This window comes from Mycobacterium sp., from assembly GCF_051006775.1.
GTDB lineage: Bacteria > Actinomycetota > Actinomycetes > Mycobacteriales > Mycobacteriaceae > Mycobacterium.
Genome location: NZ_JBPCSX010000057.1, coordinates 59233 through 84848, shown reverse-complemented (window position 1 = coordinate 84848; position 25616 = coordinate 59233). Strand labels below are relative to the sequence as shown.

20 protein-coding genes, 1 tRNA gene and 1 pseudogene are annotated in these 25616 nt (G+C 65.7%); 10 read left to right on the top strand and 12 right to left on the bottom strand.

The window, feature by feature from the left end:
* The first annotated feature begins 6 nt into the window (after window positions 1-6).
* Window positions 7-705, top strand: a complete 699-nt coding sequence (locus tag ACR2JI_RS04605) for a crotonase/enoyl-CoA hydratase family protein (protein ID WP_526388491.1) — start codon at window positions 7-9, stop codon at window positions 703-705.
* 6 nt (window positions 706-711) lie between these two features.
* Window positions 712-1482: an SDR family NAD(P)-dependent oxidoreductase gene (locus ACR2JI_RS04600; RefSeq protein ID WP_526388489.1), complete on the top strand. Its 771-nt coding sequence runs from the start codon at window positions 712-714 to the stop codon at window positions 1480-1482.
* Here the strand turns inward: ACR2JI_RS04600 and ACR2JI_RS04595 are convergent.
* The gene (locus ACR2JI_RS04595) at window positions 1479-1844 is read right to left on the bottom strand and encodes an STAS/SEC14 domain-containing protein (protein WP_526388487.1); all 366 of its coding nucleotides are present in this window, start codon (window positions 1842-1844) and stop codon (window positions 1479-1481) included. The genes ACR2JI_RS04600 and ACR2JI_RS04595 overlap by 4 nt on opposite strands.
* Window positions 1845-1906: 62 nt before the next feature.
* Between ACR2JI_RS04595 and ACR2JI_RS04590 the strand changes: the two genes are divergently transcribed.
* Window positions 1907-3622: a ribonuclease H-like domain-containing protein gene (locus ACR2JI_RS04590; RefSeq protein ID WP_526388485.1), complete on the top strand. Its 1716-nt coding sequence runs from the start codon at window positions 1907-1909 to the stop codon at window positions 3620-3622.
* A gap of 21 nt (window positions 3623-3643) precedes the next feature.
* On the opposite strand, the gene ACR2JI_RS04585 is transcribed toward ACR2JI_RS04590, so the two are convergent.
* A complete protein-coding gene (locus ACR2JI_RS04585) occupies window positions 3644-4912 on the bottom strand; it encodes an Ig-like domain-containing protein (RefSeq protein ID WP_526388543.1) in 1269 nt (422 codons plus the stop codon).
* A 480-nt stretch (window positions 4913-5392) separates the two neighbouring features.
* On the opposite strand from ACR2JI_RS04585, the gene ACR2JI_RS04580 reads away from it, so the two are divergent.
* Window positions 5393-6745 carry a DEAD/DEAH box helicase gene (locus ACR2JI_RS04580; RefSeq protein ID WP_526388483.1) on the top strand — a complete coding sequence of 451 codons (1353 nt, stop codon included), beginning with the start codon at window positions 5393-5395 and terminating at the stop codon, window positions 6743-6745.
* On the opposite strand, the gene ACR2JI_RS04575 is transcribed toward ACR2JI_RS04580, so the two are convergent.
* Together ACR2JI_RS04575 and ACR2JI_RS04570 are read right to left on the bottom strand one after the other, a co-directional pair.
* Window positions 6742-7263 (bottom strand): DUF5994 family protein, encoded by a 522-nt coding sequence (locus tag ACR2JI_RS04575; RefSeq protein WP_526388481.1) that lies wholly within the window; start codon window positions 7261-7263, stop codon window positions 6742-6744. The two genes, ACR2JI_RS04580 and ACR2JI_RS04575, sit on opposite strands and share 4 nt — an antisense overlap.
* A 295-nt stretch (window positions 7264-7558) precedes the next feature.
* Window positions 7559-9217 carry an NERD domain-containing protein gene (locus ACR2JI_RS04570; RefSeq protein WP_526388479.1) on the bottom strand — a complete coding sequence of 553 codons (1659 nt, stop codon included), beginning with the start codon at window positions 9215-9217 and terminating at the stop codon, window positions 7559-7561.
* Window positions 9218-9636: 419 nt separating this feature from the next.
* On the opposite strand from ACR2JI_RS04570, the gene ACR2JI_RS04565 reads away from it, so the two are divergent.
* From ACR2JI_RS04565 to ACR2JI_RS04555, 3 genes are read left to right on the top strand one after another with little or no spacing between them, the layout of a single operon-like run.
* A complete protein-coding gene (locus ACR2JI_RS04565; RefSeq protein ID WP_526388477.1) occupies window positions 9637-10146 on the top strand; it encodes a hypothetical protein in 510 nt (169 codons plus the stop codon).
* A gap of 7 nt (window positions 10147-10153) precedes the next feature.
* Window positions 10154-10696 (top strand): ferric reductase-like transmembrane domain-containing protein, encoded by a 543-nt coding sequence (locus ACR2JI_RS04560; protein WP_526388475.1) that lies wholly within the window; start codon window positions 10154-10156, stop codon window positions 10694-10696.
* Window positions 10693-11898 carry an NADH-ubiquinone oxidoreductase-F iron-sulfur binding region domain-containing protein gene (locus ACR2JI_RS04555; RefSeq protein ID WP_526388473.1) on the top strand — a complete coding sequence of 402 codons (1206 nt, stop codon included), beginning with the start codon at window positions 10693-10695 and terminating at the stop codon, window positions 11896-11898. The genes ACR2JI_RS04560 and ACR2JI_RS04555 overlap by 4 nt, the downstream gene beginning before the upstream one ends.
* On the opposite strand, the gene ACR2JI_RS04550 is transcribed toward ACR2JI_RS04555, so the two are convergent.
* From ACR2JI_RS04550 to ACR2JI_RS04520, 7 genes and pseudogenes are all read right to left on the bottom strand, one after another.
* Window positions 11895-12263: an STAS/SEC14 domain-containing protein gene (locus ACR2JI_RS04550; protein ID WP_526388471.1), complete on the bottom strand. Its 369-nt coding sequence runs from the start codon at window positions 12261-12263 to the stop codon at window positions 11895-11897. The two genes, ACR2JI_RS04555 and ACR2JI_RS04550, sit on opposite strands and share 4 nt — an antisense overlap.
* A gap of 3522 nt (window positions 12264-15785) precedes the next feature.
* A pseudogene (locus ACR2JI_RS04545) lies at window positions 15786-16202 on the bottom strand (hypothetical protein); the annotation flags it as partial.
* A 653-nt stretch (window positions 16203-16855) separates the two neighbouring features.
* Window positions 16856-18340 carry an amino acid permease gene (locus tag ACR2JI_RS04540; RefSeq protein ID WP_526388469.1) on the bottom strand — a complete coding sequence of 495 codons (1485 nt, stop codon included), beginning with the start codon at window positions 18338-18340 and terminating at the stop codon, window positions 16856-16858.
* On the bottom strand, window positions 18337-18558 hold the full coding sequence (locus tag ACR2JI_RS04535) for a hypothetical protein (protein WP_526388467.1): 222 nt from the start codon (window positions 18556-18558) through the stop codon (window positions 18337-18339). The genes ACR2JI_RS04540 and ACR2JI_RS04535 overlap by 4 nt, the downstream gene beginning before the upstream one ends.
* A 78-nt stretch (window positions 18559-18636) precedes the next feature.
* Window positions 18637-21201 carry a beta strand repeat-containing protein gene (locus ACR2JI_RS04530; protein ID WP_526388465.1) on the bottom strand — a complete coding sequence of 855 codons (2565 nt, stop codon included), beginning with the start codon at window positions 21199-21201 and terminating at the stop codon, window positions 18637-18639.
* A 148-nt stretch (window positions 21202-21349) separates the two neighbouring features.
* Complete coding sequence (locus ACR2JI_RS04525) at window positions 21350-21652, bottom strand: hypothetical protein (protein ID WP_526388463.1); 303 nt, start codon at window positions 21650-21652, stop codon at window positions 21350-21352.
* Window positions 21653-21685: 33 nt separating this feature from the next.
* A tRNA-Tyr gene (locus ACR2JI_RS04520) sits at window positions 21686-21771 on the bottom strand.
* Between the two features lie 101 nt (window positions 21772-21872).
* On the opposite strand from ACR2JI_RS04520, the gene ACR2JI_RS04515 reads away from it, so the two are divergent.
* The 3 genes from ACR2JI_RS04515 (at window position 21873) to ACR2JI_RS04505 (ending at window position 25025) form a co-directional block, all read left to right on the top strand.
* Complete coding sequence (locus ACR2JI_RS04515) at window positions 21873-22364, top strand: YajQ family cyclic di-GMP-binding protein (RefSeq protein WP_526388461.1); 492 nt, start codon at window positions 21873-21875, stop codon at window positions 22362-22364.
* Between the two features lie 59 nt (window positions 22365-22423).
* Entirely contained in the window at window positions 22424-23938 is a 1515-nt protein-coding gene (locus ACR2JI_RS04510) for a flavin-containing monooxygenase (protein WP_526388459.1), read from the top strand.
* Between the two features lie 61 nt (window positions 23939-23999).
* Window positions 24000-25025, top strand: a complete 1026-nt coding sequence (locus tag ACR2JI_RS04505; protein WP_526388457.1) for an NAD(P)H-dependent glycerol-3-phosphate dehydrogenase — start codon at window positions 24000-24002, stop codon at window positions 25023-25025.
* Between the two features lie 4 nt (window positions 25026-25029).
* Here the strand turns inward: ACR2JI_RS04505 and ACR2JI_RS04500 are convergent, their stop codons facing one another.
* Window positions 25030-25596, bottom strand: a complete 567-nt coding sequence (locus tag ACR2JI_RS04500) for a hypothetical protein (protein WP_526388455.1) — start codon at window positions 25594-25596, stop codon at window positions 25030-25032.
* Window positions 25597-25616: the final 20 nt, after the last annotated feature.

Sequence of the window (25616 nt, the reverse complement as noted above, 5' to 3'; positions counted from 1 at the left end):
GCGACCATGAGCGAACGGGTGAGCTACCGCAAGGATGACCAGATCGCCGTGATCACGATGGATGACGGCAAGGTCAATGCGCTGGGTCCAGCCATGCAGTCCGACATCGACGCAGCTCTCGACCAGGCCGAGTCCGACAATGTCGGCGCTGTCGTGTTGGCCGGCAACAACCGGGTGTTCAGCGGCGGGTTCGACCTCAAGGTGTTTCGTTCCGGGGACGTGCAGGCCTCGATCGACATGCTCAGGGGCGGCTTCGAGTTGTCGTATCGGCTGTTGTCGTTCCCCAGGCCAGTGGTCGCCGCATGCACCGGGCCGGCCATCGCAATGGGTGCGTTTCTGGCCTGCAGCACTGACCACCGAATTGCCGCGCCCGGCTATACATTTCAGGCCAACGAAGCCCTGCTCGGGATGGTGCTGCCATATGCGGCGCTGGAGATCTTAAAACTCCGGCTGACCCGATCGGCCTATCAGCAGTCGGTGGGTCTGGCCAAGACGTTCTTCGGAGAGACCGCCTTGCGGGCCGGTTGGATCGACGAGATCGATATGCCGGAGATGGTGCTGACGCGGGCACAGGAGGCCGCCCATGAGTTCGCCGGCACGCTTAACGCCCGGGCTCACCACGCTTGCAAGATGCGGGCCCGACAGGAGACCCTCGACGCGATGCGGCACGCGATCGACAATGTCCACACCGAGTTCGAGGGCTGAGGACCTTTGCCGCGGTTCGCTGACCGCGTTGCCGTCATCACCGGCGCCGGCGCGCCTGACGGGATCGGGGCCGCAGTGGCACGCCATCTGGTGGCCGAGGGAGCACAGGTGGTGCTCGGTGCCACTTCCGACCGGATCTACCAGCGTGCAGAGGAATTGGGCGAGTCGGCCATCGGCGTGGTGGCCGACCTGACCATCGATGGCGGTGCAGAAAAAATGGTGGCCGCGGCGATCGACCGCTGGGGCCGGTTGGACATTCTGGTGAATAACGCCGGTATGACATCGGTCTCGTCGGGGTGGGACGCCGACGCCGATGTCGCCGCGATGTCGCTGGCGGACTGGGATGCCGCACTGGCCCGCAATCTCACCACCGCCTTCTTGATGTGCCGGGCCGCGGTGCCGGTGATGACGACTGCGGGCTATGGGCGCATCGTCTCAGTGGGCTCGACGACGGGCACCGTCAACGCGATGCCCGGGCAGTCCACCTACACCGCGGCCAAAGCCGGTTTGGTGGGTTTGTCCCGGGCGCTGGCATTGGAGGTGGCCGGCAGTGGGGTGACCGTCAACGTCGTCGCCCCCGGCTACATCGCGACCGGATCGCAGTTGGAGGTCGAGGCTGCGGCCGCGGCGGCGGGTCCGCTGGGCCGCAGCGGGACACCTGATGAGATCGCCGCCTGCGTGACCTTCCTGGCCCACGACTCATCGTCGTTCGTCACTGGCGCGGTGCTGGTGGCCGACGGCGGTCACAGCCTGCCGGAGACCTGGCCCAGGCCCTAGGCGCCGGCGATCCAGGCCTCGGCCTGCCCGGTCTGGCCGGCCGGGAAATGCTTGATCTCGGCGGAAACGAAGTGCGAGGTGATGTGTTCGGCCGCATCGCCCATCGGCGAGTCGGTGACCACCGCGATCTTCTTGACGTGTTTGTGATGGTCGCGGATGAACTTCAGGTGGCTCACCAAAGCACCGAAGCTGTCCCAGCCGGGGAAGTGCGACGCGTCGAGCACCAGTCCGGCCAGGTCGCCATGCTTCTCGATCTCGGGGTCCACCGCCTGACCGAGTTCGACGAAGTCGTTCTTGTCCAGCGCCGAACGCGGGTGGATGGTGAGGATGGCGCTTTTCGGGTCCAATTTGAATTCGATCATGAGGCCATCGTAGGCCCGGGAATCGCCATGTAGGGACGACGGATTCCGCCACAATGGTGGCCGTGCGCGATTCTCGGGGACCCGTTCTGCTCGGCGGCTACGCGGCCAAGCAGTGCCCGGTGCGCACCCAGATCGAGTTCCATCCGCTGATTGGGACGGTGGCGCGGGAATGGACTCCCGAAGAAGAGGCCCGGTTGGAGGCCGGCCGAGAATTCGAGGGCGTCGTCTTCGGGCAGCTTCGGGCCCTGCACCCGGAAGCGGTGTCGATCGATCCGGCACTGCGGCAACCGGAAGCCATCGCGCGGACCCTCGCCGCAATGGATTCCGGGGCCCCGTTGATCCTGGGCGGTTGGCTTCCTGATGACGAAGCCGGTGGGCGAAAAGGCAAGCCGGACATGCTCATCCGCCTCGGCGACGGTTACCTTGCTGCCGATGTCAAGAATCACATGACACTGCAATCGGCGAAGCGCAAGACCGCCTCGGTATCGCGGCTGGACACCCCCTCGGATCGATTCGAGCTCGTAGGCTGCTCCGCGCAACCCAAACACCGATTCAACGACGGTATCCAGTTGGCGCACTACACCCGAATGCTGCAGGCCTGCGGTCACCACGCGGGTCCGTCGGTGGGTGCGATCGTGGGGACCACTCGACCGACCCTTGAATCCGGCGAAGAGCCGAACCTTGTCTTGGTATGGCACGACCTCGACGAGCCGTTGTACGACACCTTCTCCCGCAGTGAGGGCAAGAAGCGGCGGTCCCTTCTGGAGCGTTACGACCACGAGCATCAATTTCGGGTCGCGGTGGCGCAGAACGCTCTGCGTATCGTCGGCGGCCCTGACGACCCGGTGCCGCTGGTGCAACCGATCGGGCAGAACGAGTGCGAACAGTGCCCGTTTGATCAGTGGTGTGCGGAGCAGATGGATCCGGATGACCCTTCCGCGGCGATCACCAAGGGTCGTTTGTCGGCTCGTGAATACCTGGCACTGCGCCGGCTCGGCATCCAGACCACCGCTGCGCTGGCAGTCACCGACCCCGACGATCCCGAATTCTTCGACGCGTATTTCGCCGAGGTCAGCAACCAGAGCCGGGCTGAAGCGCGCAAGAGGTTGGCGCTCGCGATCAGGCGTGCGCAGATGATCGACGACGGTGTCGCACTCGCCCGGCATGACGACACTGCTCTGCAGATCCCGTCCGCCGATATCGAGATCGACTTCGATATCGAGAACGACGCCGACAATCGGGTCTATATGTGGGGTGTCCGGATCCGGCGCGGCAACGACGATTCGACGGCCCGATATCTGCCCGACTTCATCTCCTGGGAACCGTTGGACTGCGACTCCGAACGCGAACTCGCCCAGCGGTTCATCGACTGGCTGCGGGCGCGCTGTGACGCCGCAACCGCGGCCGGCGAGACCATCGCGGTGTTCCACTGGTCGAATCACGAGATCGCCCGCCTGAAGAGCATTTTGGGACTTGCCGAAATCGGTGACCTGATCCACCAGCAGACCGGGGTTTTCGTGGACCTCCGGAAGGTGTTCGAGTCCAACTTCTTCTCACTGCACGGGTCAAGATTGAAGGTCGTCGCACCGATATTCGACTTCGCGTGGCGCGTCGACGACCCCAGTGGCAGCGGCTCCCAGCTGTATCTGTCGAAGGTCCACAACGGCGATCACTCCGAGGCCGCGGATGCCAGACGCTGGCTGCTCTCCTACAACGAGGACGACACTGCCGCTACCGCGGCGATCCGCGATGGGATGCGCAACTGGAACGGCGAATGACCCCGACGGTGTCCGGAGCTACTACGGCCCCGGTGCAGGAGTCACCGACCGCGGCGGCACGGGGAGCGGTATCGGCCCCGGTGTCAGCGCGCTACCCCTGAGCCATTCGCCCCACGGCACGGTCCAGTCGCCGCCCTGAGCGATCGAGAGCGGCGGTCCCCCGGTGTAGCGCACCTCGACCACGTCTCCGGGCTGGGTGAAGTTGAAGTACCACTTGGCATTCTCGCCACTGAGGTTCAGGCAGCCGTGCGAGAGGTTGGTGTTGCCCTGGGCCCACACCGTGTCATCGAGCTGGTGCAGATAGATGCCGTCGAGGCTGATCCGGGTGGCGTAGCCGATCTTGCGCTTGTAGCTGTCCGCCGCACCGAGGGGAATCCCGTAGGTGGCGGAGTCCATCGTGACAACCTCACTCTTGTCCAGCACGACGTACACACCCGCCGGAGTCCACCAGGAGAACGTCTTACCCGCGATCAGCGAAGTTCCGCCGCGGCCCATCGAGGTCGGCATGGTTCGAACCAGTTGCCCGTTGTCGAAGACGCTGACCTGCTTGGTGATGTCATTTGCGATTGCCACGTGCGCATCACCGATGGTGAAGCTGGCCTCCGCATCGGCCTGGCCGTAGAGGCCTTCGCCAAGCTTGAGACCGAAGGTGTTGACGTTGACGCTCACCCGGGTCCCCGGGGCGTAGTAGCGCTCGGGTCGCCAGCGCGCGACGGTGTCGCTGACCCAGAACCACGAACCCTGCACCGGCGGCTCGGTGCGCACGATCATGTTCTTCTCGGCGAGCGCCTTGTCGGCGATCGGCTCGTCGAAGTGAGCGGCGACCACGGTGCCGATCCCGTAACTCTGCTCTTCGTGGATGGCGAAACCGCCCTGAACCTCTAGGTAGGGATGCGCATAGTTGTTGGGCACCAGAGTGGAGAAGGTACTGGTGCGGCTCAACGGCAGTCCGCTGTTGCCAGTGCTATTGACCTTGAGGGTGTAGTTACGGGCGAAGTCCAACCGCTCGGTCGGATGCCAGCTCGAGCCATCCGGGGCGACCTCGCCGTTGACGACGTTGCCCCAGTCATCGACCAGCGACGCACTGATGATCTTGCCGTCCACCACCGTGGCGTCCACCGGAGTCAACGGATTGATGTCCTCGGCACCGTCGAACGGAGAGACCCCCAGCAGCGGCGGCTCGGGAAAAGCCCGGGCAGCCACCGGTGCGGCGGCCGTTGCCGTCGCCGTCTTACAGGAGGCCCCGCAACCCGGAATCCAGGCAACGTCACTGACCAGCACCCCTGCCATCAACGCCACGACCACGAGACTCGTGGTGCGAGCAGGGCGGGGGAAGGACACGATTTACTCCATGGCATATTGCCGACACGCGGGGCGACCGCATCTGACGGTAAAAATCATAGCCACAATCAGGCGATGCTTTGCACCAGGGATCCGGGCTGCCGGCGGTCATCGGCAGCCGGTGGTCGTCGGCTCCGAAATTTGCTGGTTGCCCACGGATTGGGGAGACGCCGGGGACTGCTGTTACTCTTGAGACGACGCAGGCGACAGCTGTTCGCCCGCACGTCGTGGAACATTCAGTCCACCGGCCAACAACTCCGCACCAGGAGTTGAGCCAGTTCGAGTGATCAGTGCAGCAGACCTGCACCCCTTGTCTCGCGGCGATCGATTTTGCCCACCGGCAATCTCGCCCCTCTGTGCTGATCCGCAACGCCGACAATCCCGTCGGGCGCACCCCGGCACACCTGATGCCCGAAAGGCACCACAACCATGACTACAGAGAATTCTGTGGCACAGACCACCTTCGCCGAACTCGGCGTGCCCGCACCCCTGGTGCAGGCGCTCGCCGCCGACGGCCTCACTCATGCTTTCCCGATCCAGGTACAGACCCTGCCGGACACCCTGGCCGGCCGTGACGTTCTCGGGCGCGGCAAAACCGGCAGCGGCAAGACGCTGGCGTTCTCCATCCCACTGGTGGCCAGACTCGCGCAGCACAGGCGGGTACCGGGGCGGCCTGCAGGCCTGGTACTGGCTCCCACCCGCGAACTGGCCACCCAGATCACCGCGGCCCTGACCCCACTGGCCGACGCCTTTGGGCTGAAGGTCACCACCATCTTCGGCGGCGTGCCCCAAGCCCGTCAGGAGCGTGCCCTCAAAGCCGGTGTCGACATCGTCGTCGCCTGCCCCGGTCGGCTCGAGGACCTGATGCGCCAGAAGCACATCAGCCTTGATTCTGTGCAGATCACAGTGATCGACGAGGCGGACCATATGGCAGACCTCGGCTTCCTACCCGGTGTGACCAGGATCCTCGCCGCCACCCCGGCCGGCGGACAGCGGATGCTGTTCTCCGCGACCCTGGACAACGGTGTCGACAAACTCGTCAACCGTTTTCTTCGCGACCAGATCTCCCATTCGGTGGACAGCAGCAACTCACCCGTCGCAGCGATGACCCACCACGTATTCCACGTGTCCGGCGCGGAGGCGAAGCGCAAGCTGGTTCAGACCCTGGCGTCGGGTACCGGACGGCGAATTCTGTTCCTGCGCACCAAACATCAGGCCCGGAAGCTCGCCAAGCAGCTCACCGAGGCGGGTATCCCGGCCGTGGATCTGCACGGCAATCTCTCTCAGCCGGCACGCGATCGCAATCTGGCCGCGTTCAGCGCCGGGGAGGCCCGGGTTCTGGTCGCCACCGACATCGCCGCCCGCGGCGTTCACGTCGATGACGTGGAATTGGTGGTGCACTGTGATCCGCCCGCCGAGCACAAGGCGTACCTGCACCGCTCCGGACGCACGGCGCGCGCCGGACGTGCCGGTGATGTGGTGACCGTGGTGCTGCCCGAGCAACGCAAGGAGACTCAGGCGTTGCTGCGCAAGGCCGGTATCAAAGCTGCTCCCCAGGATGTGCACGCCGAATCCGCCGAGGTTTTGGACCTCGTCGGCGAGATGGCCGTCTATCAGGCGCCGGCACCCAAGCCGGTCGTCACCCAGCAGCGCGCCGCCGCACCCCGACGCTCAGGTGGCGGTCAGCAACGCCGCCGCGGCCCGAGCGCGGCGCAGCCTTCACAGCCGCGGCCGGCCAACCGGCGCAAGGCTTCGCGGGTAGCAGGAAGTGCGACGGTTTAACGACCGGTAGTGGTGGCCGACGGGCTGGTGGGCTTTCCACCGGCCCGTGCGGCGGCCCATGACGCGCTCTCTGTGCGCGCCGCACACATGACCCGGTCTGCGGCCTGGAATTCCCTTGTCTCGCCGTCTAATTCGGGTACGCCGCGCTGCGCCGCGTGGCGCAGCACCATCACCGCCAGCGCCGGTGATGTCATGGCGGGGATGACAAGCAGCTTAGTCACCACTGATTGACCGACCAGGAACATCAGCCGGTGATGGGGGGCGTTGCCGCGGATCCTCGCCGCGATATCCGGCGACATGGTGCTCAGCACCGGCATCGGCGAATTCGCCGACCAATTGATGCTGATGTCGACGATGTCACCGAGGGTGGGACGCAACGCCTCGACCAGGTCCGGCAGTTCGCGCGCCATCGCGGCACTGCGCGGCCACCATGCGCCGTCGATGTCTCCGCCACGGCTGGCAGACAGCGATACCCGCACCGGACTGGCCATGCGGCGCGATATCCGAGGCGACGTCATGAGGCGAACTTCATCGGTGACTCCTTCGGCGTAAGCCAGGCGCCGTCTCTGTTGAGCTGAATGTTGAAGAGTCACCGCAGGCATCTATGACCCTACTCGCAGTTCGCGGCCTGCTGTGACCGATCACCCAGGGTGCCGACCATGCCGCTGCGACAGCCTCAGTCCGCTGATGTAACGGCTTGAGGTGTGGATCGTTGGGGCGAGGTGATGGAACTGGATTTCATTGAAGCTAGCGATATTTCCGGATCGGTGAGCCGGTCGCGAAGCATCCTCGATATTCCGAGACGGAGTGTCCTTAGCTGCCGATTCCCAGCCGGCCGGCCAGATCCGCGCCGCCGTACTCGGCGATGAACTTCGGATCCCCGCACACCACAAGTTGGTCGCGGGCCCGGGACAACCCGACGTACAAGCGTTCCCGTGCGCGTTCCAGCGCGTACTTGTCGTTGACGACCAGAACGATGGCCCGGCGTTCGAGCCCCTTGAAGCCCAGCACGTGGCCATAGAACACCTGCTCGGCGTCCCAGAAGCTGTCCCAGTACGCCCCGGTGCCTTCCGCCTGTCGGGCGGTCTGCTCGGGGTGGCGGCTTCCGGTGGTCAGCAGCGCGACGTCCTCGGGCCGCCAGCCCTCCTCGAGCAGGACCTCGATCTGATCGTCGCCGAAGTCCAGCGCGTCGTCGGCTTCGCACGGCACAAAGCGCACCTCGGGCCCCTCGCCGCCGAGGAATCGCATCGGATGATCGACCAGCGGCTGAAACGCGCTGGCGATCTGGCGGGTGTTGCGGATGTTCTGATCCAGGATCAGCGGCACCAGTGGCACGCCTGGGGTGCCCTCCCGATCGAACACCCGCTGGCCTTCATCGATGAACACGTACAGCCCACCGGCTTCCGGATCGCGCAGCGCCGCCAGCACCGGGTCCCACCAGCTGTCCGCGAAGTCCTGCGCCTCGTCGATGACGATCGAGTCGAATCGTTGGCCGTCAGGCAGATCAGCGGCGAGTTTCTTCATCTCCGCCGGCAGGTCATGCTCGAAGAACTGTGAGGTCTGGCTTGTCCGCTCGTTCTCGTCGGGCCCCTGCGGGGCACCCCACCTGATGCCGAGGCTGTGGAACTCTCCGACGTAGCCGGGTTGCTTACGCCGAGACCAGTCTGCGGTGATGCGCCGCAAGTACGAAGCCAAACCGTGGGAGTAGCAGATCAACGCCACCCGTTGCCCCTTGTCGGCCAACCGGCGGGCCTGCTCAACAGCCATGAAGGTCTTGCCGCTGCCGGCGCCGCCGCGGATCTCCACTCGCGGCAGGAATTGAATCGCCGAGAGGATGACGGCCTGCTGCTGGGTGAGGATGTCGGCGGCATCCTCATTCTCCAGTGCGCGTGCGACGACATCGCGTTGCGGCAGACCCCGCCCGCTGAGCGCAGCCTGCAACTGCTCGATGGCGACGTCGGTCAGCAGCGGGAGATCGGTCTTCTGAGTCAGGGCGACTTCGCGCAGCCGATCCCCCAGCCCCGCAATGTCGTTGCGGTCGACCACCATCCATCGCGGGCAATCCGGCAGCGCAAAGCCCCGGGGTAAATCACTATTGGGAAAGACCAGGACGTGATTCCACCGCGGTCGGCTCTGCGTCCAGCGCGGGTCGGACTCGATGAAGTCACGCAGGGCGTAGCGGGCCTGGCGGACCTGCTGGACAGGATGGATCGTCTTGACGTGGCCGCTGCGACTGCGTTGCAGCCACTGTTCGCCGGTGTGCCAGACCTCCCCGCCCTTGACCTCAATACAGATGATGCCGGCGCCTCGGAGTGCGACGACGAAGTCGATCTCGTGGTCCTTTTGATGATCGGTGACGCGCTGGCTGGCGACGATCAGGTCATGCTCACCGAGTTGCTCCTGCAACAGAGCCAGGACCTTGCGCTCGGTGTCGTTGGCCAGACGGGGTGAGTCGGGCAGGGTGACAGGCATCCGGCTCCTCCCCTTACCGCCCGTGTGCGAGGTTGATCGTAAGGCGATATCGCTGGAGTTGCCGTCAACCTGGCCCGGAACTCGACCCGCGGGCTTCCTGTAGGGTTGACAGCAGAGCCGTTCGCTTCCGGCGACACACACTCAGGATGAACCCCATCCGGCTCTTCCCCGGTTACAACTGTTGATCGGGACTATGCAAGCAAGGACATTGATGACCGAGAACCTCTTCTCCAATCCGATTGAGGCCGAGCGGGTCCAGGCGACGAAGGATGAATCCGGGGAGCCGGTACAGAACCCGGTTTTCTCCGACAAGTCGCGCTGAACCGCGATGCGGCTGGTCAAGCGACCGCCAATGCATCCATAACCTCCTCACAGCACTTCTTAGAGCCGGCAAAGAAACCTCTGACAGGCTCAAACGCATGAACTCACCACGTTCGGGATTCCGGCGCGCGGCCGTCGCCTCGTGGGCTCTGGCCGGCCTCGGTGCCGCCGGGGTGGTCGGCGCGTCCGCACTGGCCTTCGGCGACACCGTCAAGCCCGCTGCAGTGACAGACGCTGCCGTGACAGACGTAGCCGCTGCCGCGCAGCCGGCGGCACCGGGAACAGCCGTCACCCTTGCGCCCGCCGCCATGGCGCCGAGCACCGTCGAGGCGCCCGCGGCGCCGGTTTCCGCGCAGCCGACGTTCCAGGCGGGGCCGACTCAGACCTACACGCAGCAGGCCACGCAATACGCCCCGGCCCCGGTACAGACCTACGCGCCTGAACCGACCGCGGCGCCGCAGGGCCCGATCGGCGGCAGCTCGAGTTCGAAGTCAAGCTCGAGTAGCAAGTCCTCGTCGCGCTCGTCGTCACCTGGCAGAAAGGCCCCGATGGGCAGTTCCGGCGGCCCGAACAAGGCAGTCCCGCACACGGTCGCGCACGGCTCGTAATCCTCCGATGACCAGTGAAGCGCTCTGGGCACTCGGCCGGGGCAACGGGATCGTCGCGCTCGCGTTCATGACTCTGTCTGTAGCGCTGGGCGTCGCGACCCGTTCGGCTCGCCCGCTGTTCACACTGCCACGATTCGGGGTCGCCGACGTCCACCGCTTCGTCGCCCTGGCCGGCACGCTGCTGGTCGGACTGCACATGGGCCTGCTGTTCATGGACCCCTACGCCAAACTCAAGCTGATCGATTTCGTTGTGCCGTTCCTGGGCTCCTACCGGCCGATCTGGCAGGGCCTGGGCACCGTCGCCGTTGACCTACTCATCGTCATCGTCATCACCAGCCTGTTACGACAGCGCCTGGGAGTGCGGGCCTTTCGGGCAATCCACTGGACCACCTATCTGCTGTGGCCGATCGCCATGGCACACGCGCTGGGTAACGGCACTGACACCGGACACCTCTGGTTCATGGCGTTCGCCGGGGTGTGCGCACTGGTGGTGATCATCGCGGTGGTGTTCCGACTCCGCGCCGACTTCACCGAATATGCCGACTCATGATTGCCCCTCCGCAACTGCCGCGGCTGTTCGCCGCGCAGGGACCCTCGCTGACGGCCCACCATGACACCTTCGGCGAACTGCCCGCTGTCGGACCCGGGTTGATTGCGCTGCTCGATGAGGCGGGGTTGACCGGTCGCGGTGGCGCCGGGTTCCCCACCGCCGTCAAGATGGCCGCGATCACCGGCGGCAAGCCGGTGGTGGTCGGCAACGGTGCTGAAGGTGAACCGTTGAGCCGCAAGGACGCCCAGCTTCTGACTCGCGCCCCGCACCTGGTGTTCGACGGCTTGGACGCCGCAGCGGCCGCGATCAACGCCGATAAGGTCTACCTCTACATTCACCCCGATGCCGCGCCCACCGCCACCGCAGCATTGGAGGAGCGGCGCGCCGCTGGACTGGATAACCACCGGATCGCCGTGGTCGAGGCCCCGGACCGGTTCGTCGCCGGGGAAGAGTCTGCAGCCATGCGGCATATCGAGGGCGGTCCGGCGTTGCCTCGTGACCGCACCGTCCCGGCAGCGGTCTCCGGGGTGAAGGGGCGACCCACACTGCTCAACAATGTCGAGACGCTTGCCCATGTCGCTCTGATCACCCGATACGGACCTCAGTGGTTTCGCGCAGTGGGGGAAGCCGACGATCCGGGCACCATGCTCATCACCCTCTCCGGCGCGCTGAAACGTCACGGTGTCGTCGAAGTGCCCACCGGCACCCTTCTGAGCGGTGTGCTCGAGGGTTCCGGCGGCACCGATCCCCGCACTGTGCCCGCCGTGCTGATTGGTGGCTATCACGGGAGTTGGCTCGCTGCAGGGGATTTGACAGGACTGCGGGTGTCACGGCCGGGCATGAAATCATTGGGCGCCTCACCCGGCGCCGGAATCGTTCACGCACTCGGCGTGGGCGAGTGCGGACTGGCCCGCACCGCCGAGATCACCCGCTACCTGGCTGATCAGAGTGCCCTGCAATGTGGTCCTTGCCTCAATGGACTGCCACGACTCGCCGATCTGTTCGAGCAACTCGCGCATGGCCGGGCCGATGACCGGCTAGTACACGAGATCCAGCGGATGGTCCGTCTGATCGACGACCGCGGCTCCTGCCGGCATCCCGACGGTACGGCCCGCATGGTGCGCAGCGCGCTCCGCACATTCGCCGTCGACGTCGAGATGCATTACCAGAAGCGCTGCACCGCAGCAGAGTCCGTGGCTTAGCCCGCAGCCCACCGTTTGGCGGCCTCGAGCTCGTCGAGCCGGAACACCGCCATCTCCCCGGGAACGATCCACGCCAGCGCGTGCAGGGTGTGGGTAATCCACTCGGTGTTCGTGACGACCGCTACCCGCTTGAAAGCGGAATGGTTCGGCCACACGCTGCCGATTCCGAGCTTGAGATCCTCCATTAAGCCACCGGGGCCGAATCCGTCGTAGTCGTCGATCACCTCGACGATTCTGATTTCCCTACCGGACTTCATCTGATCTGCGATCCGAGGCTTGATTGTTTGCAGTTCCTCGCCGGTGAGGCGACCGGATACCCGTATTCCGATGACACCCTCGGGGACATCAGTCAGGACTTCGATCATGCCTCAGGCTACGTTCGCCAACACCCGCTCGCCGACGTGGACACTGTCGAACTGCACGATGCCGAACTCCACGACGAGCAGACCATCGGCTGCTGCCGGGGGCACCACGGGCATGCTGAAGGCATTGACTACCAGGGCGATTCCAGAGCCAACACCGATCACCAGTGTGGCGGTGATCCCGACCACCTGACCGACGATGAAACCGACCGGATTGACACCGAACAGCGAGCCGATGCCCTGCCCCACAGCCATACCGAGTGCGATTTGCACTGCGGGCTCAGAGATGGCCGTCTTGATCGCGGAGTCCGTCACCTCGTTGAGCGGCTTTCCCGTGAGGATGTCGACCGCGACCGTGCCGATCAGACGCTGTATTGCCGGGTCAGCAAGCAGGGAATCCGCCGCAGCACCGGCTACCTGACCCGCCACCGGACCGAGCAACGTGTCCGCACCGAGCAGGCTCGTCGCGACCCCTCGGGCCACCGTGCTCAATGCTTGGCGGGCGGTGACATCGCCCAGAGCCGATCGCACAGCACCCGGGACGCTCTCGTCCAGGGCTGCCCTGATTGTCGGTTCGGCTTGCAATTCGGCTAGAGCAGCCTGTACCGCAGCGGTGTCGCCGACCAGCACCGCGGTGACAATCTGTTCTGCTGCACCCGATACCGCGCTGACCACCCCGGCCTGGTCGAGGAAGCGGGTCAGGGCCGTGCCGGCCGCCGCCGCAAGTCGTGCGGTGGCAGTCGAGTCGGCGAGCAGTCCGACCACCGCGGGGCCGACCGCTGGGCCGAGTAGATCACTCAGGGCACTCCGCACCGCCGGATCGCCGGCAACCCCGCTCAACAGTTCGGTCGTCGTGGCGCCCAGTGCCGAGATCAGATCGGCGTCGGTAAGTACCGTGTCGAGGGCACCGGCAACCGTCACTCCCATCGCCGTGCGGAAATCGGAATCGGCGAGTAGAGCCTGCAGGGCGACCGCCGGATCGGTTCCGTCGCTCAGTGCCGCGAGCACTTTTTCGACGGCATCACTCAGAGCCGGGCCGATCCCGGGCTGGCGCAGGAATCCGGTGACGATCACGCCAGAAACCACGGTTAGCGCGTTGTTGACGCGAGGACCCGCCAGCAGTCCGGTGATCGCCACGCCAACCGCGTCAGCCGCTCCGTCGGCGGCCGGGCTTCCACCCAGGCCGGCGGCCAGCAGCGCAGCGATCTGCGTGCCGAGTGCTTCGCGCACCGCGGGATCCCCCACCAGCCGCTCAGCCAGACCAGACGTCGTCGACCCCAGCGCACGGGCGATCCCGATATCACTGAAAACCGTTGTCAGCGTTAGATTTACGATGGCGGAGATGGCGTCCCGTACCAACGGATCGGCCAGTAACGTCTGTAGTTCAGCCCGCACTGCCAGTTCGTCGCCGCTGACCACGCCGACGGAAACCCGACCTGCGGTGTCGGCCAACACCGCCGCGAGACCGGCATCACCGAGGAATCCGGTCAGCACCGCGCCGGACAACCGCCCCAGCCCGCCGCTGAACTCCGGACTGGTGAGCAGGCCCATCACCGCGATCGCGAGATTGCGTCCCACTCCGGCAGCCGCCGGGGTGCTACCCAGGGCGGCGGTGACGAGTGCGGCCACTTGCCGGGCAAGCAGAAGATTCGCCGGCGGGTCGGAGATCAGTGCGGTCACCAGTCCTGAGGTCACCGTCCCGAATCCCTGCAGCAGAGCCACGTCGGCGAATGCCGTATTCAGCGTTTCGGTGACGCTGACACCCAGGGCCGTGCGGACGGCGGGATCGGCTTGTAACGTCCGCAAAATGTTTGCAACAGCGACAGCCGGATCCATCCCGGAGAACACCGCGGTGGTCAATTCGGCCACTGCGCCGGAGATCGCAGCGGCCACCCCCGCCTGACTCGCGAAGCCGGGAATCACCGCGCCGGCCAGGCCGGCGAGGCCGGACCTGACGGCCGGATCGGCCATCAGGTTCACCACCGCGTCGCCGAGAGCGAAAGCCACACCTCTGGTCAGCGGGTCACCACCGAGAGATCCGAAGACGAGTGCGGCCACCTCCCGGCCGACGAGTGTGCGGACGGTGGGGTCGGCAGCAACGCTCGACAACAAATCCGCAACTGCCGCACCCGACTGCTGAAGGATCGTGGCGTCAGTCAGTAACGATTGGGCGGCGCTAGTCACCGTCGTCGCGAGAGTTCCGCGAACGATGTTGTCGGTCAACAGGTTCTGCAGCACCTGAGCCGGATCAGCACCTGAGACGATCAGCCCGGCCGCAGTGGCCACCGGGCCCACGACCAACCTCTGATCGAAGAATCCGCTCAGCGCCGCTCCGGCGAGCCGGCCCAGACTTGTCCGGACGTCTGCATTGGTGAGCAGACTCGTCACGGCGTCGGCGGCCGCTCCTGCGATCACCGGTGCAATGGGGCTATCCGGTGCCGCGGAGAAAGCCGCGCCGGCGATCTGCTGACCGAGCAGGGCGCGCACGTAGGGGTCTGCGGTCAAACCGGTGACCAGTTGTGTCAGCGCGACGCTCAGCAGCTGCAGCGCGGCAGGGTCGGCAAGCACCGATCCCAACAGACCGGCGGTGCCCGCGCCGATGGCGCCGTTGGCTGGCGGCACCGCCACCAGTGGTTTGTCGAACGCGCCGAGGAGGGTGTTGTAGCCGATGGTGGATAGCGCCTCCCGGCCGTCGAATTGGCCCAGAAAGCTGACCAGTCCAGCGCCGGCCGCGTTGGCCAGTACGCGATTGAAGGCCGGGTCGTAAAGCAGGCCGGTCACCGCATCGGCGACCGTCGCACCGGGTCCACCGCCGAGGGTCGCGGCCACCGCCTGGCCGGTCTGCTCGGCGATCAGGGTCTGAATGATCCGGGCGTTCGGGGTGTTCGCGCCGGTGTACACCGTGACCGCCCCGACAGTGGCAGAGTTCAGCGACTGCAGCACAGCAGGCGCGCCCAGGAATGTGCTCAAGCCGCGCTGCAACTGCGGGGTGATCTGGTTCGCAAGGATCTCGGAAACGGTGACATTTCCCTGCCAGAGGTCCCAGAGCGTCCTTGTCACATCCGGTACACCGGGCAGGCTACGGATCAGGGTGTCGAATGCCGCCCTGGTGGCAGCATTTTGGGGTCCCCCGAAGGCGAGCTGTACGAACGCGGACACCGCCTGTCCGGCAGTGGCGCTGAGGTCAGCGGGCACGCCGGAGGCAGCCACCCCCTGGCTGACCAGACCGGCGACGTAATTCATCACGACGGGACTACTGACAATTCGGTCGAGTTCCGGAGCAACCGTTTGACGGAAGATCCAGTCGCCGAAGCCGTCGTAAATGATGGGAGCGAGTACGTCGGCGATGGATTCGAATTCGGGAGCGTAGGTGCGGACGAGATAGGTGATCCCGCTGCTGACGAGCGGGGTGGCCCGAGTCCACAACCAGAATTTGGCATCGGCGACACTGCAGCCACACAGGGATTCGAAACCGTTGATGAAGAAGCGGTAGAGATCGTCGATCACCGACGCCGCCCGCGGTGTCCCGGTGATCCCGCCGCTACCGAACAGCGCCCCACCCGAGCCGCCGATGCCGCGACCGACGTCGACACCGCCGATGCCGAGGCCGTTGCCGGAGACTCCGCCGTTACCCCCGTTGCCGATCAGCAGACCCGCGCGGCCGCCGTTGCCGCCAGGGCCGCCGGCGGTAGCGCCATTGCCGCCGTGTCCACCGTCACCACTGAGCAATCCACCGTTGCCGCCGTCGCCGCCTGCCCCACCGTTGATTCCGGCGGCACCCGCCGCGCCGGCACCACCGTTGCCGAACCATCCCGCGGAGCCGCCGTTACCGCCATTGAAACCGTTGCCGCCGTTGCCGATCAGCCCGCCATTGCCGCCATTGCAGGCCCCACTGGTGCAAGCGCCCTCGTAGGAGGTGAAGCTGTAGCCGTTGCCGATCAGGATGCCGGCGTCGGGACGCTCCGCGGTGCCGTCGCCGACGAAGAACCGGACGAAGTCAGCGACCGGGTTGACCGGATCGACGGAGAGTTCACGGCGACTCACCCCGACTACCGCCCAGGCCAACGGTGCAGCGATGGGGGCCGCGGGATCGCTCCCGCCACCCAGCCATGCCGGCCGATGGACGGCGACAGCAGATCCGCGGGGTGAGACGCCCGGCACCGGGATCGGTGCTGACACCCGCGCCGGCGGCGAATCCGCTACGGCGGTGGCCGGATCTGCGGCGGGAACCGCGGCCTCCTCCGGTGCCGCTGAGCCGACCGAGATCCGTGGGGCGGGCGCGGGGGTGGTCGCGGCTGCCGATACATGGGGACGGCGCGCAACTGCGGCGGTGGGTGGTTTGGCCGCAACCCGGGCGTTCCGCCCATCCGGCGAAACCGGCGACGACGAAACCGGACCACGCCGGGTAGGAACGGAGTCAGCCGCGGCCGGATTCTCTCCAGAGTTGCGGGTGTCGGCCACCGCCGGGCTCGCGACGATGAGAGCGCCCACGCCGAGGGCCAGCGCCAAAGCGCCGACCCTCCCCGGACCCAATCCGTAACCCCCACCTGAACTAACCACGATCGGCGTAGGATATAACAGCCGGCCTGGGTGTTTCAGCCCCTTCTCTTCGGTGGCGGCGGGTTGGCGACCACCGGGAACGGACCGGTATTGCCAACCCGGTCTCGGGCGACCTCATACACGCGATTACGGACCAGCAGCCAGCCGCCGGCCAGCATCGGGATCAGCAGCGCGATGCCGGCGACGGTCCAGGTGCCTATCGGGTAATTGAAGCCGGTCAGCACCAGCACCCCGAACAGGAACGCCAAGGTGAGGTAGCCGGTGTAGGGCGAACCCCACATCTGGAACGACGGGCGGACCATCCGGCCCTGCTTGGACCACCGGAACAGTTGGAGCTGGCAGATGACGATGGTCGCCCACGACGACAGGATGCCGAGTGAGGCCACGTTGAGGACGATCTCGAACGCCATGGCCGGGACCAGACCGTTGAGCAGCACGCCCAGCAGGCCGATGGACGCGGTCAGACAGATGCCGCCGTAGGGCACACCCCGCGACGACATCACCCCGGTGAATTTCGGGGCGCTGCCGTTCATGGCCATCGACCGCAGAATGCGCCCGGTGGAGTACAGGCCGGCGTTAAGGCTGGAGAACGCCGCTGTCATCACGACGAGGTTCATCACCGTGCCGCCGCCCTGGATGCCGATATGGGAGAAGAACGTCACGAACGGACTCTCGTCGGCTGAGTAGTCGGTGTAGGGCAGCAGCAGCGCGAGCAGAAAGAGTGAGCCGACGTAAAACAGGGCGATCCGCGCGATCACCGAGTTGATGGCGCGCGGCATGATCTTTTCCGGTTCGGCCGTCTCGCCGGCTGCGGTGCCCACCAGTTCGACTGCGGCATAAGCAAAGACGACACCGGACGTGACGACGACCAGTGGAAGGGCCCCGACTGGGAACATGCCGCCGTGGTTGGTGATCACGCTGAACCCGGTGGAGTGCCCGTCGATCTGGTAGCGACCACCCAGGAATATGGTGCCAGCCACCAGGAATCCCAGCAACGCAACAACTTTGATCAGCGCCGCCCAGAACTCGAACTCGCCGAACAGCGCAACGGAGACCATGTTCATCGCGAACACCAAAGCCAGGGCCACCAGGGCGATCAGCCACTGCGGGAAGCGGTCGAATAAACCCCAGAACCGGGCATAGGTGGCGATCGCAGTGGAGTCGACGATGGTGGTCATTGCCCAGTTCAGGAAGTACATCCAGCCGGCCACGTAGGCGGCCTTCTCGCCGAGGAATTCTCGGGCATAGGAGACGAAGGATCCCGATGACGGACGATGCAGGACAAGTTCACCCATTGCGCGCAGGATGAAGAAGACGAATACGCCGCAGAGTGCGTAGACCAGAAACAGTCCGGGGCCGGCGCTGGCCAACCGCCCGCCGGCACCTAGGAACAGTCCGGTTCCGATGGCGCCGCCGATGGCGATCATCTGCAGTTGACGCGGCTTGAGGCTCTTGTGGTAGCCGGCGTCCTCACTAGTCAGCGCCGGGGACTCCGCGGGCGGCTCGGAGACCGCGGTCACTGCTGCGCATCCTTGGAAGCGGAGTCCGCGGGCGGCTCCGGAATATCACGGAAGGTGAACATGAACCCGAAGACCGCGACGGCGGCGGCAATCGCGTACCCCACGATCGAGTACCACCCAGCCCGCTGATACGCCGTCACCGCAACGATGCCCATCGCCAGAAAGACCATGAACATCCCGACGAGTGGCGTCTTGGCTTTGAAGTCGATGAAACGCAACAGCCTGACCCCCGTAGTCGGAAACAACGTGGGGCCAGTAAACCCGGATTGCGCAGGTAACGCGCGACAACCCGCGAACTAGACGGTCAGCAGCACCAGGCTGGAGTTCTGGTCGACCCGGTAGACGCTGGCAGCCGGGCTGACCAGACCTGCGAACAGTGAGGTGATGAAGCCCGGGTTGAAGAGGTTGATCAACCCGGCCAGCCCGGAAGCCATGAAGATGCCGATCGATGCGGCCACCCCGGCCACCTGGCCGACGATGAAGCCGATCGGGTTGTCGCCGAAGAGTGCGCCGATCCCCTGACCCACGGCAGCTCCGAGAGCGATCTGCAGCGCCGGCTGGGTGATGACTGATTCGATCAACGTCGGCGCCAATTCATTCACCGTCGCCCCGCCAACCACGTCGCCGGCGATATTGCCGATCAAATCCTGAACGGCAGCATTGCCCACCAGTGAATCGACCGCGGCGATCAGCACGTCGCCCACCACCGGGGGCAGCGTGTTGGCGGCGTCGTTGATCAGGGTGGTGATAGCGCCCTCGGTCACCGTGGTGACCACCGTCTGCACCGCCGGGTCCCCGAGGATGGCGCTCAACGCGGTGGAAACGGTGCTGTCCAGTGCGGCCTGGATGGCCGGGACGGACTGCAGCGAGGCGAGCACGCCCTGCAGCGCCGCCGGCACCGGCGTTCCGGCCAGCGCCGAGGCGACGAGCTGGCTGGCGGCGTCGGACACCGCCGCAACGACTCCCTGCTGAGCAACGAAGCCGTTCACCAATGAACCGACAAGCGCGGAAAGTCGGGCGGTGGCCGCCGGATCCGCCAGGATGCCGAGGATCGCCGCGCCGTACGGCTCGGGGATCGCATCGGTGATGGAGGCGATGATGCCCGGATCAGTCGCCAGACCACTGACCACTGAGGAGGCGGCCAGTGCGAGGGCGTTGATGACCGCGGAGTTGCCGAGCAGAGTGCTCACAGCGGTGCCGACAGAGGCTGCCACCGCAGAATTGAACACCGGATTACCTTGCAGCCCAACAACAGCCGCCTGCAAAACCGCGGTCGGAGAGACACCCGCCACCAGTGCGGTGGCGGCTTGGCCGGCAGCGCCGGCCAGCAGTGCCGCGACACCGGACTGGCCGAGGAAGCTGGTGACCGCCGAACCGGCCGCGCCGGCCAGCCCGCTGAGTATCACCTGGTTGGCGACCAGGCCGGTGACGACGCTGCCCAGAGCTCCGGCTACCGGGCTGCCGGTGCCCGCCGACGCGATGTAGTTGGTGATCTGCCCAACCACGAACGACTGCAGAGTCGGGTCGCCGGCCACGCCGGAGATCAGTGTGCTGACAGCCGTACCCAGTCCGTTGACCAGACCCGCGTCGGAAAGACCGGTGGTCAGCGCAGCGGTGACCGCGGCACCGAACCCGGACACGAAGCCCGCGTCGGTCTGCAGCGTGTTCCACGCGGCATTCGCCGCACCGGCCGCATCACTTCCGGAAAGTCCTGCGATCAGCTGCGTGGCCACAGCGGTAAGGGTGGTCGAGACACCGGCCTGACCGAGCAGGCTGGTGACGAACGTATTGGCCACTGCACCGAGAGCATTGGCGGCGGCCGGATCGGCAAGCAGTCCGACGGCGGCGTTGGCGACCGTCGTGGCGAGACCCGACGCGCCCGGATACGCCGCCAGTGCCGTTGAGATGGAACCGCTGATCCACGAGTTGACCGCCGACCGTACCGCCGAGTCGGCGGCCAATCCGGTGACGAGGTCACTCGCGGTCTGTCCCAGGGCCTGAGCGGCACCCGGGTCGGCCAGTACGGCGCTCAGCGTGACTGCCGAATACGCGGGGTCGGCCATCAATGAGGTCATCGCATCCTGCAATGCCACGCCGATATTGCCGCCGCTGGCGACCGCGAGGACGATCTGCTTGGCCGCGCCGAGCAGCGCCGCGCTCACTCCGGGGGCAGCCAGTGGGCCGGTCGTCGCCGCTGCGGGCGCTGCGGTGGTGACAGCTGCCGCAGGGGCGGCGGTGCTCGTGGCGGAGGTTTCACGACGACTGACCGCCAGTGCAGCCCACGCCAAGGGCGCTGCGACGGGCGTACCCGGATCGGTGCCGCCAGCCAGCCAAGACAGCGGGTTGACGCCCGCGCCCGATACCGCCCCGCGAGGTGAGACGGCCGTCAGCACCGGTGCCGCCGGGACTGAGGCCGTGTCGGCGGCGATCGCCTCAACGGCGATCGCTGGTGAGGCTTCCGCAATGTCGACTGCGGGGCTCACGGCCGAATCAATCTTCACGGCAACCGAATCGGTGGACGCCTGCCCAGATGGGGTGTTCGGGCCGGCGAGGGCGGGGGCCGGTACTGCGGCCACCGGCCGCTGCGCATGGCTGGCCCGGTTCGGCGATCCGCTGGCGGCGCTACCGGGCTTGGCCGAACCGAGTCCGCTCCGGCGGCTCGACGGGGCGGACGCATCGGTCGATGTCTGGTCAGGCGTATCGCTGCGGGCGCCATGGGACTGCCGCGACCCGGAGTCCGTGGTTCCGGTCTCCGCAGTCGCCGTTGCCGGCATCGCAGCCGCGATTGCGCCGCCGACTCCGAGGAGCACAGCCAAGGCGCCGACCCGTCCGATGTAGCTGCTTGAACGCCCAGTGCTCATTTCCATCCCCGACCTTGCTCAGCAAATGACCCGCGTAGGTTACCGCAAATGAGCACAAAGCGCAAAAGCCCTCGCCAGATCCCGCCGACCAGCAAATATCCAGTCGGAGTCGGTCCGGTCACAGCTACACCATGCGCCTCAGCCGCCGCTAACTGCCGTCGCGGGAATCCTCAAGGCGGGTATTCACCCTCGCCAGTGCCTCATCGATGACGGCAACCTTGTCATTGCGGCGCTCGTTGGCAGGCTCGGCGGCACCGCGGCCACCTTCGGCCTGGACCCGAGCCGCGCCTTCGCGCCGCAGCAGGCTGAAGTTCTTATCCCGCGCTTTCCTGAGTTGGCTCTGCAGATCCTTGAGCGCGGCTTCGTCCATGCGCGCCAACGATTCGGGAGCGGACGCGTCGACCAACGCGTTTTCCTGCTGGGAAAGATTCACATGGTGGCTGTTCGACATAGCGTGAAGCCTATTGCGAGAGGCCGCTGAGCATGGTGGCAGGTACAGGATTCGAACCTGTGTAGGCTTTCGCCGACGGATTTACAGTCCGCTCCCATTGGCCGCTCGGGCAACCTGCCGTGGACAAACCGAAATAGCCGGCTTGGCGCGAGTAGCAGGGTACAACGAGGATGTACCTCTGACATAAACCGGCCCCAGCCCCCCGAGGAGAGCAGCGAAAGTGGCTGATTCAAGCTTCGACATCGTCAGCAAGGTCGATCGCCAGGAGGTCGACAATGCATTGAACCAGGCGGCCAAGGAACTGAGCACCCGCTTCGACTTCCGCGGCACCGACACCACCATCGCCTGGAAGGGCGATGAGGCCATCGAGATCGTCTCCTCCACCGAAGAGCGCGCCAAGGCCGCTGTAGAGGTGTTCAAGGAGAAGCTGATCCGGCGGGACATCTCGATGAAGGCCTTCGACGCCGGCGAACCGCAGGCCAGTGGCAAGACCTACAAGGTCAACGGAACCATCAAAGAAGGCATCACCAGTGAGAACGCCAAGAAGGTCACCAAGCTGATCCGCGATGAGGGCCCCAAGAACGTCAAGACCCAGATTCAGGGCGAGGAGATCCGGGTGAGCTCCAAGAGTCGCGACGACCTGCAGGCCGTTCAGGCATTGCTCAAGGGTGCCGACCTCGAAGTCGCACTGCAGTTCGTGAACTACCGCTGATCCCGCTCTGGTCATAAGGTGGGTTACGTCACATACGTACGCCCACTCGGAGGACCGCGATGACCGTCACCCCGGACGAAGCCACCCGCACTGCCGAACAGGACGGCGGCACCTATGACGTCGTGATCATCGGCGCGGGCATCTCCGGAATCGGCGCCGCTTATCACCTCGGCCAGAACAATCCGGCCACCCGTTACGTGGTCCTCGAACGGCGCGAGCGCATCGGGGGCACCTGGGACCTGTTCCGCTATCCGGGCGTGCGCTCGGACTCCTCGATCTTCGCCCTCAGTTGGCCGTGGGAGCCGTGGCGCGGCAAGGAGTACGTCGCCGACGGCAATCAGATCCGTGACTACATGGAGGACACAGCCCGTAAGCACGGCATCCTGCCGAACATCCACTTCGGCACCCACGTGCGCTCCGCGGACTGGGACTCGGCCACCGACACCTGGACCGTCCACGTCACCGAGAACGGCGAGACCAGGCGCTACCGCAGCCGCTTCGTGTTCTTCGGCTCCGGCTATTACAACTATGACGAGCCCTACAGCCCCGACATTCCGGGCATGGCGAACTTCGCCGGCCAGGTGATCCACGCACAGCACTGGCCGGACGATCTGGACTACACCGGGAAGAAAATAGTCGTCATCGGCTCCGGCGCCACCGCTGTCTCGATGGTGCCCGCGCTTGCCCGCAAGGCCGCACGCGTCACCATGCTGCAGCGCTCACCGGGCTACCTGTTCTCCATTTCCCGGGTCAACCCGGTATTCAGTCTGTTACGCAAAATACTGCCGAACAAGGCCTCCTACAACGCAATTCGCGGGTACGCCGTGACGTTCGAGAAGGTCATGTGGGTGATCGCCCGCAGCTTCCCCAACGGGGTGCGCAAGTTCGTCCGGTGGCAGAACGTCAGCAAGCTGCCGGCGGGCTATCCGGTCGATGTCGACTTCAAGCCGCGCTACAACCCGTGGGACGAGCGCATGTGCCTGGTGGCCGACGGTGATGTGTTCGAGGAGATCTCCAAGGGCACACTCGAGGTCGTCACCGATCACATCGACCATGTCGACGCAGGCGGGGTGAAGCTGACCTCGGGCGGCCACCTCGATGCGGACATCATCGTCAAGGCGACCGGCCTGCAACTGCAGGCCCTCGGCGGTGTGCGGGTGAGCGTCGACGGCACAGAGGTCAAGCCGCAGGACCGGTTCTCCTACAAGGCACACATGCTCGACGACGTGCCCAACCTGTTCTGGTGCATCGGGTACACCAACGCCTCATGGACGCTGCGTGCCGATATGACTGCGCGGGCGTCGGCCAAACTGATCGAGTACATGAACGACCACGGTTACACCCATGCCTATCCGCACCTGAAGGGGCCGTCGCCGGTGGAGAAGCCCTCCTGGGATCTGCAAGCCGGTTACGTCAAGCGCAACCCGCACGCGCTGCCCAAATCCAGCACCAGGCGGCCCTGGGTGGTGCGTCAGGATTTCCTCGCCGACGCCATCGACTTCCGTTTCCTCGACAAAATCGAAGAGGACATGGTGTTCGGACGGGTGAAGACCCCGGCGCAACTCGTCGGGTAGCACCCACTCCGGTTTCGGAAAGTCGCCGTGCGCCCGGCGTCGTCCCACTACTTTTATCGCCATGACACCTGATCGCCGTGAACCGCAAGTCGTCGTTCTCGGCGGTGGGTCCTGGGGGACCACCGTCGCATCCATCTGCGCCCGCCGGGGCCCGACGGTGCAGTGGGTCCGCTCCGCGGAGACCGCCGAGGACATCAACTCCAACCACCGCAACTCGCAGTACCTGGGCGATGACGTCGAACTCCCGGAGAAACTGCGTGCGACGAACGATTTCGCCGAGGCCGCGCGTTGCGCCGATGTGATCGTCATGGGTGTGCCCTCACACGGGTTCCGCGGCGTACTGGGCGAACTCAGCAAGGAACTTCGCCCGTGGGTGCCGGTGGTCAGCCTGGTCAAGGGGCTTGAGCAGGGCACCAATATGCGGATGAGCCAGATCGTCGAAGAGGTGTTGCCGGGCCACCCGGCCGGCATTCTGGCCGGACCGAATATCGCCAAGGAGGTCGCCGAGGGTTACGCGGCAGCCGCGGTGCTGGCCATGCCGGACCGCAACCTGGCTGCCAATCTCGCAGACCTGTTCCGCACCAAGCGTTTTCGCACCTACACCACCGATGACGTCGCCGGCGTCGAGATCGCAGGTGCGCTGAAGAACGTGTACGCCATCGCTACCGGCATGGGTTATTCACTAGGCATAGGTGAAAACACCCGCGCCATGGTGATGACCCGCGCGGTCCGGGAGATGTCCAAACTCGGCGAGGCCATCGGCGGTCAGCGCGATACCTTCTCCGGCCTGGCCGGCATGGGCGACCTGATCGTCACCTGCACCTCGCAACGCAGCCGAAACCGCAGCGTCGGCGAGGCACTGGGCTCAGGCAAGCCCATCGGCGAGATCCTCGCCGGGATGAATCAGGTCGCCGAAGGCGTCAAGGCCGCCAGCGTGATCATGGAGTTCGCGGAGAAGTACGGCATCAACATGCCGATCGCACGAGAGGTCGACGCGGTGATCAACCACGGCGCGACGGTCGAGGACGCCTACAAGGGCCTGATGGCGGAAAAGCCCGGCCACGAGGTCGACGGCACCCGATTCTGAAGGCTCAGCGCCCCGGAAAGCCGCTGATATACGGGCTGGTGCCCTCGGGCCGATCCAGCAGTGGCATGACGGCATTGATGAAGGTTCCTGCCGGGCCGATGACGAAGCCCACCTGATCGTGGCTGTTCACGCACGCCACCACACCGGCGCCGTCTACCCCGCAACTGACCTCGCGGAAGCTTAGCCGGGTGTTGGGTGGCAGCGACCTGGCCGGACCGACGCCGCCGAACAGTGGCGCCGGAGTTACGGAGAAGGTCGGCGCACCGATGGGACCGGCACTGACCAAGTTTGCTCCGTCGGGAGCCCCGGGCAGCGGTCCACTGCACCCGTAATCACCGTTTGCTCGGTTGAGAATGCAGGTGATCCCGGCCGGCCCGGCGAAGGCGTACCACTGACCGTTGTTCACGGTGTAGTCGACCGGACTGATGGGGGTGTAAGCGTTGACGTTGGGCAGTGGCGGTGGCGCTGGCGCGGGTTCCGGATCGGCTCGGGAGATGCCCGGAGCAGCCAAAATTGTCGCCACACTGGCAACTACAGCCACTATGGCACCGTTGATATCCAGCTTCACCATTACAACAAGGTACCGAACGC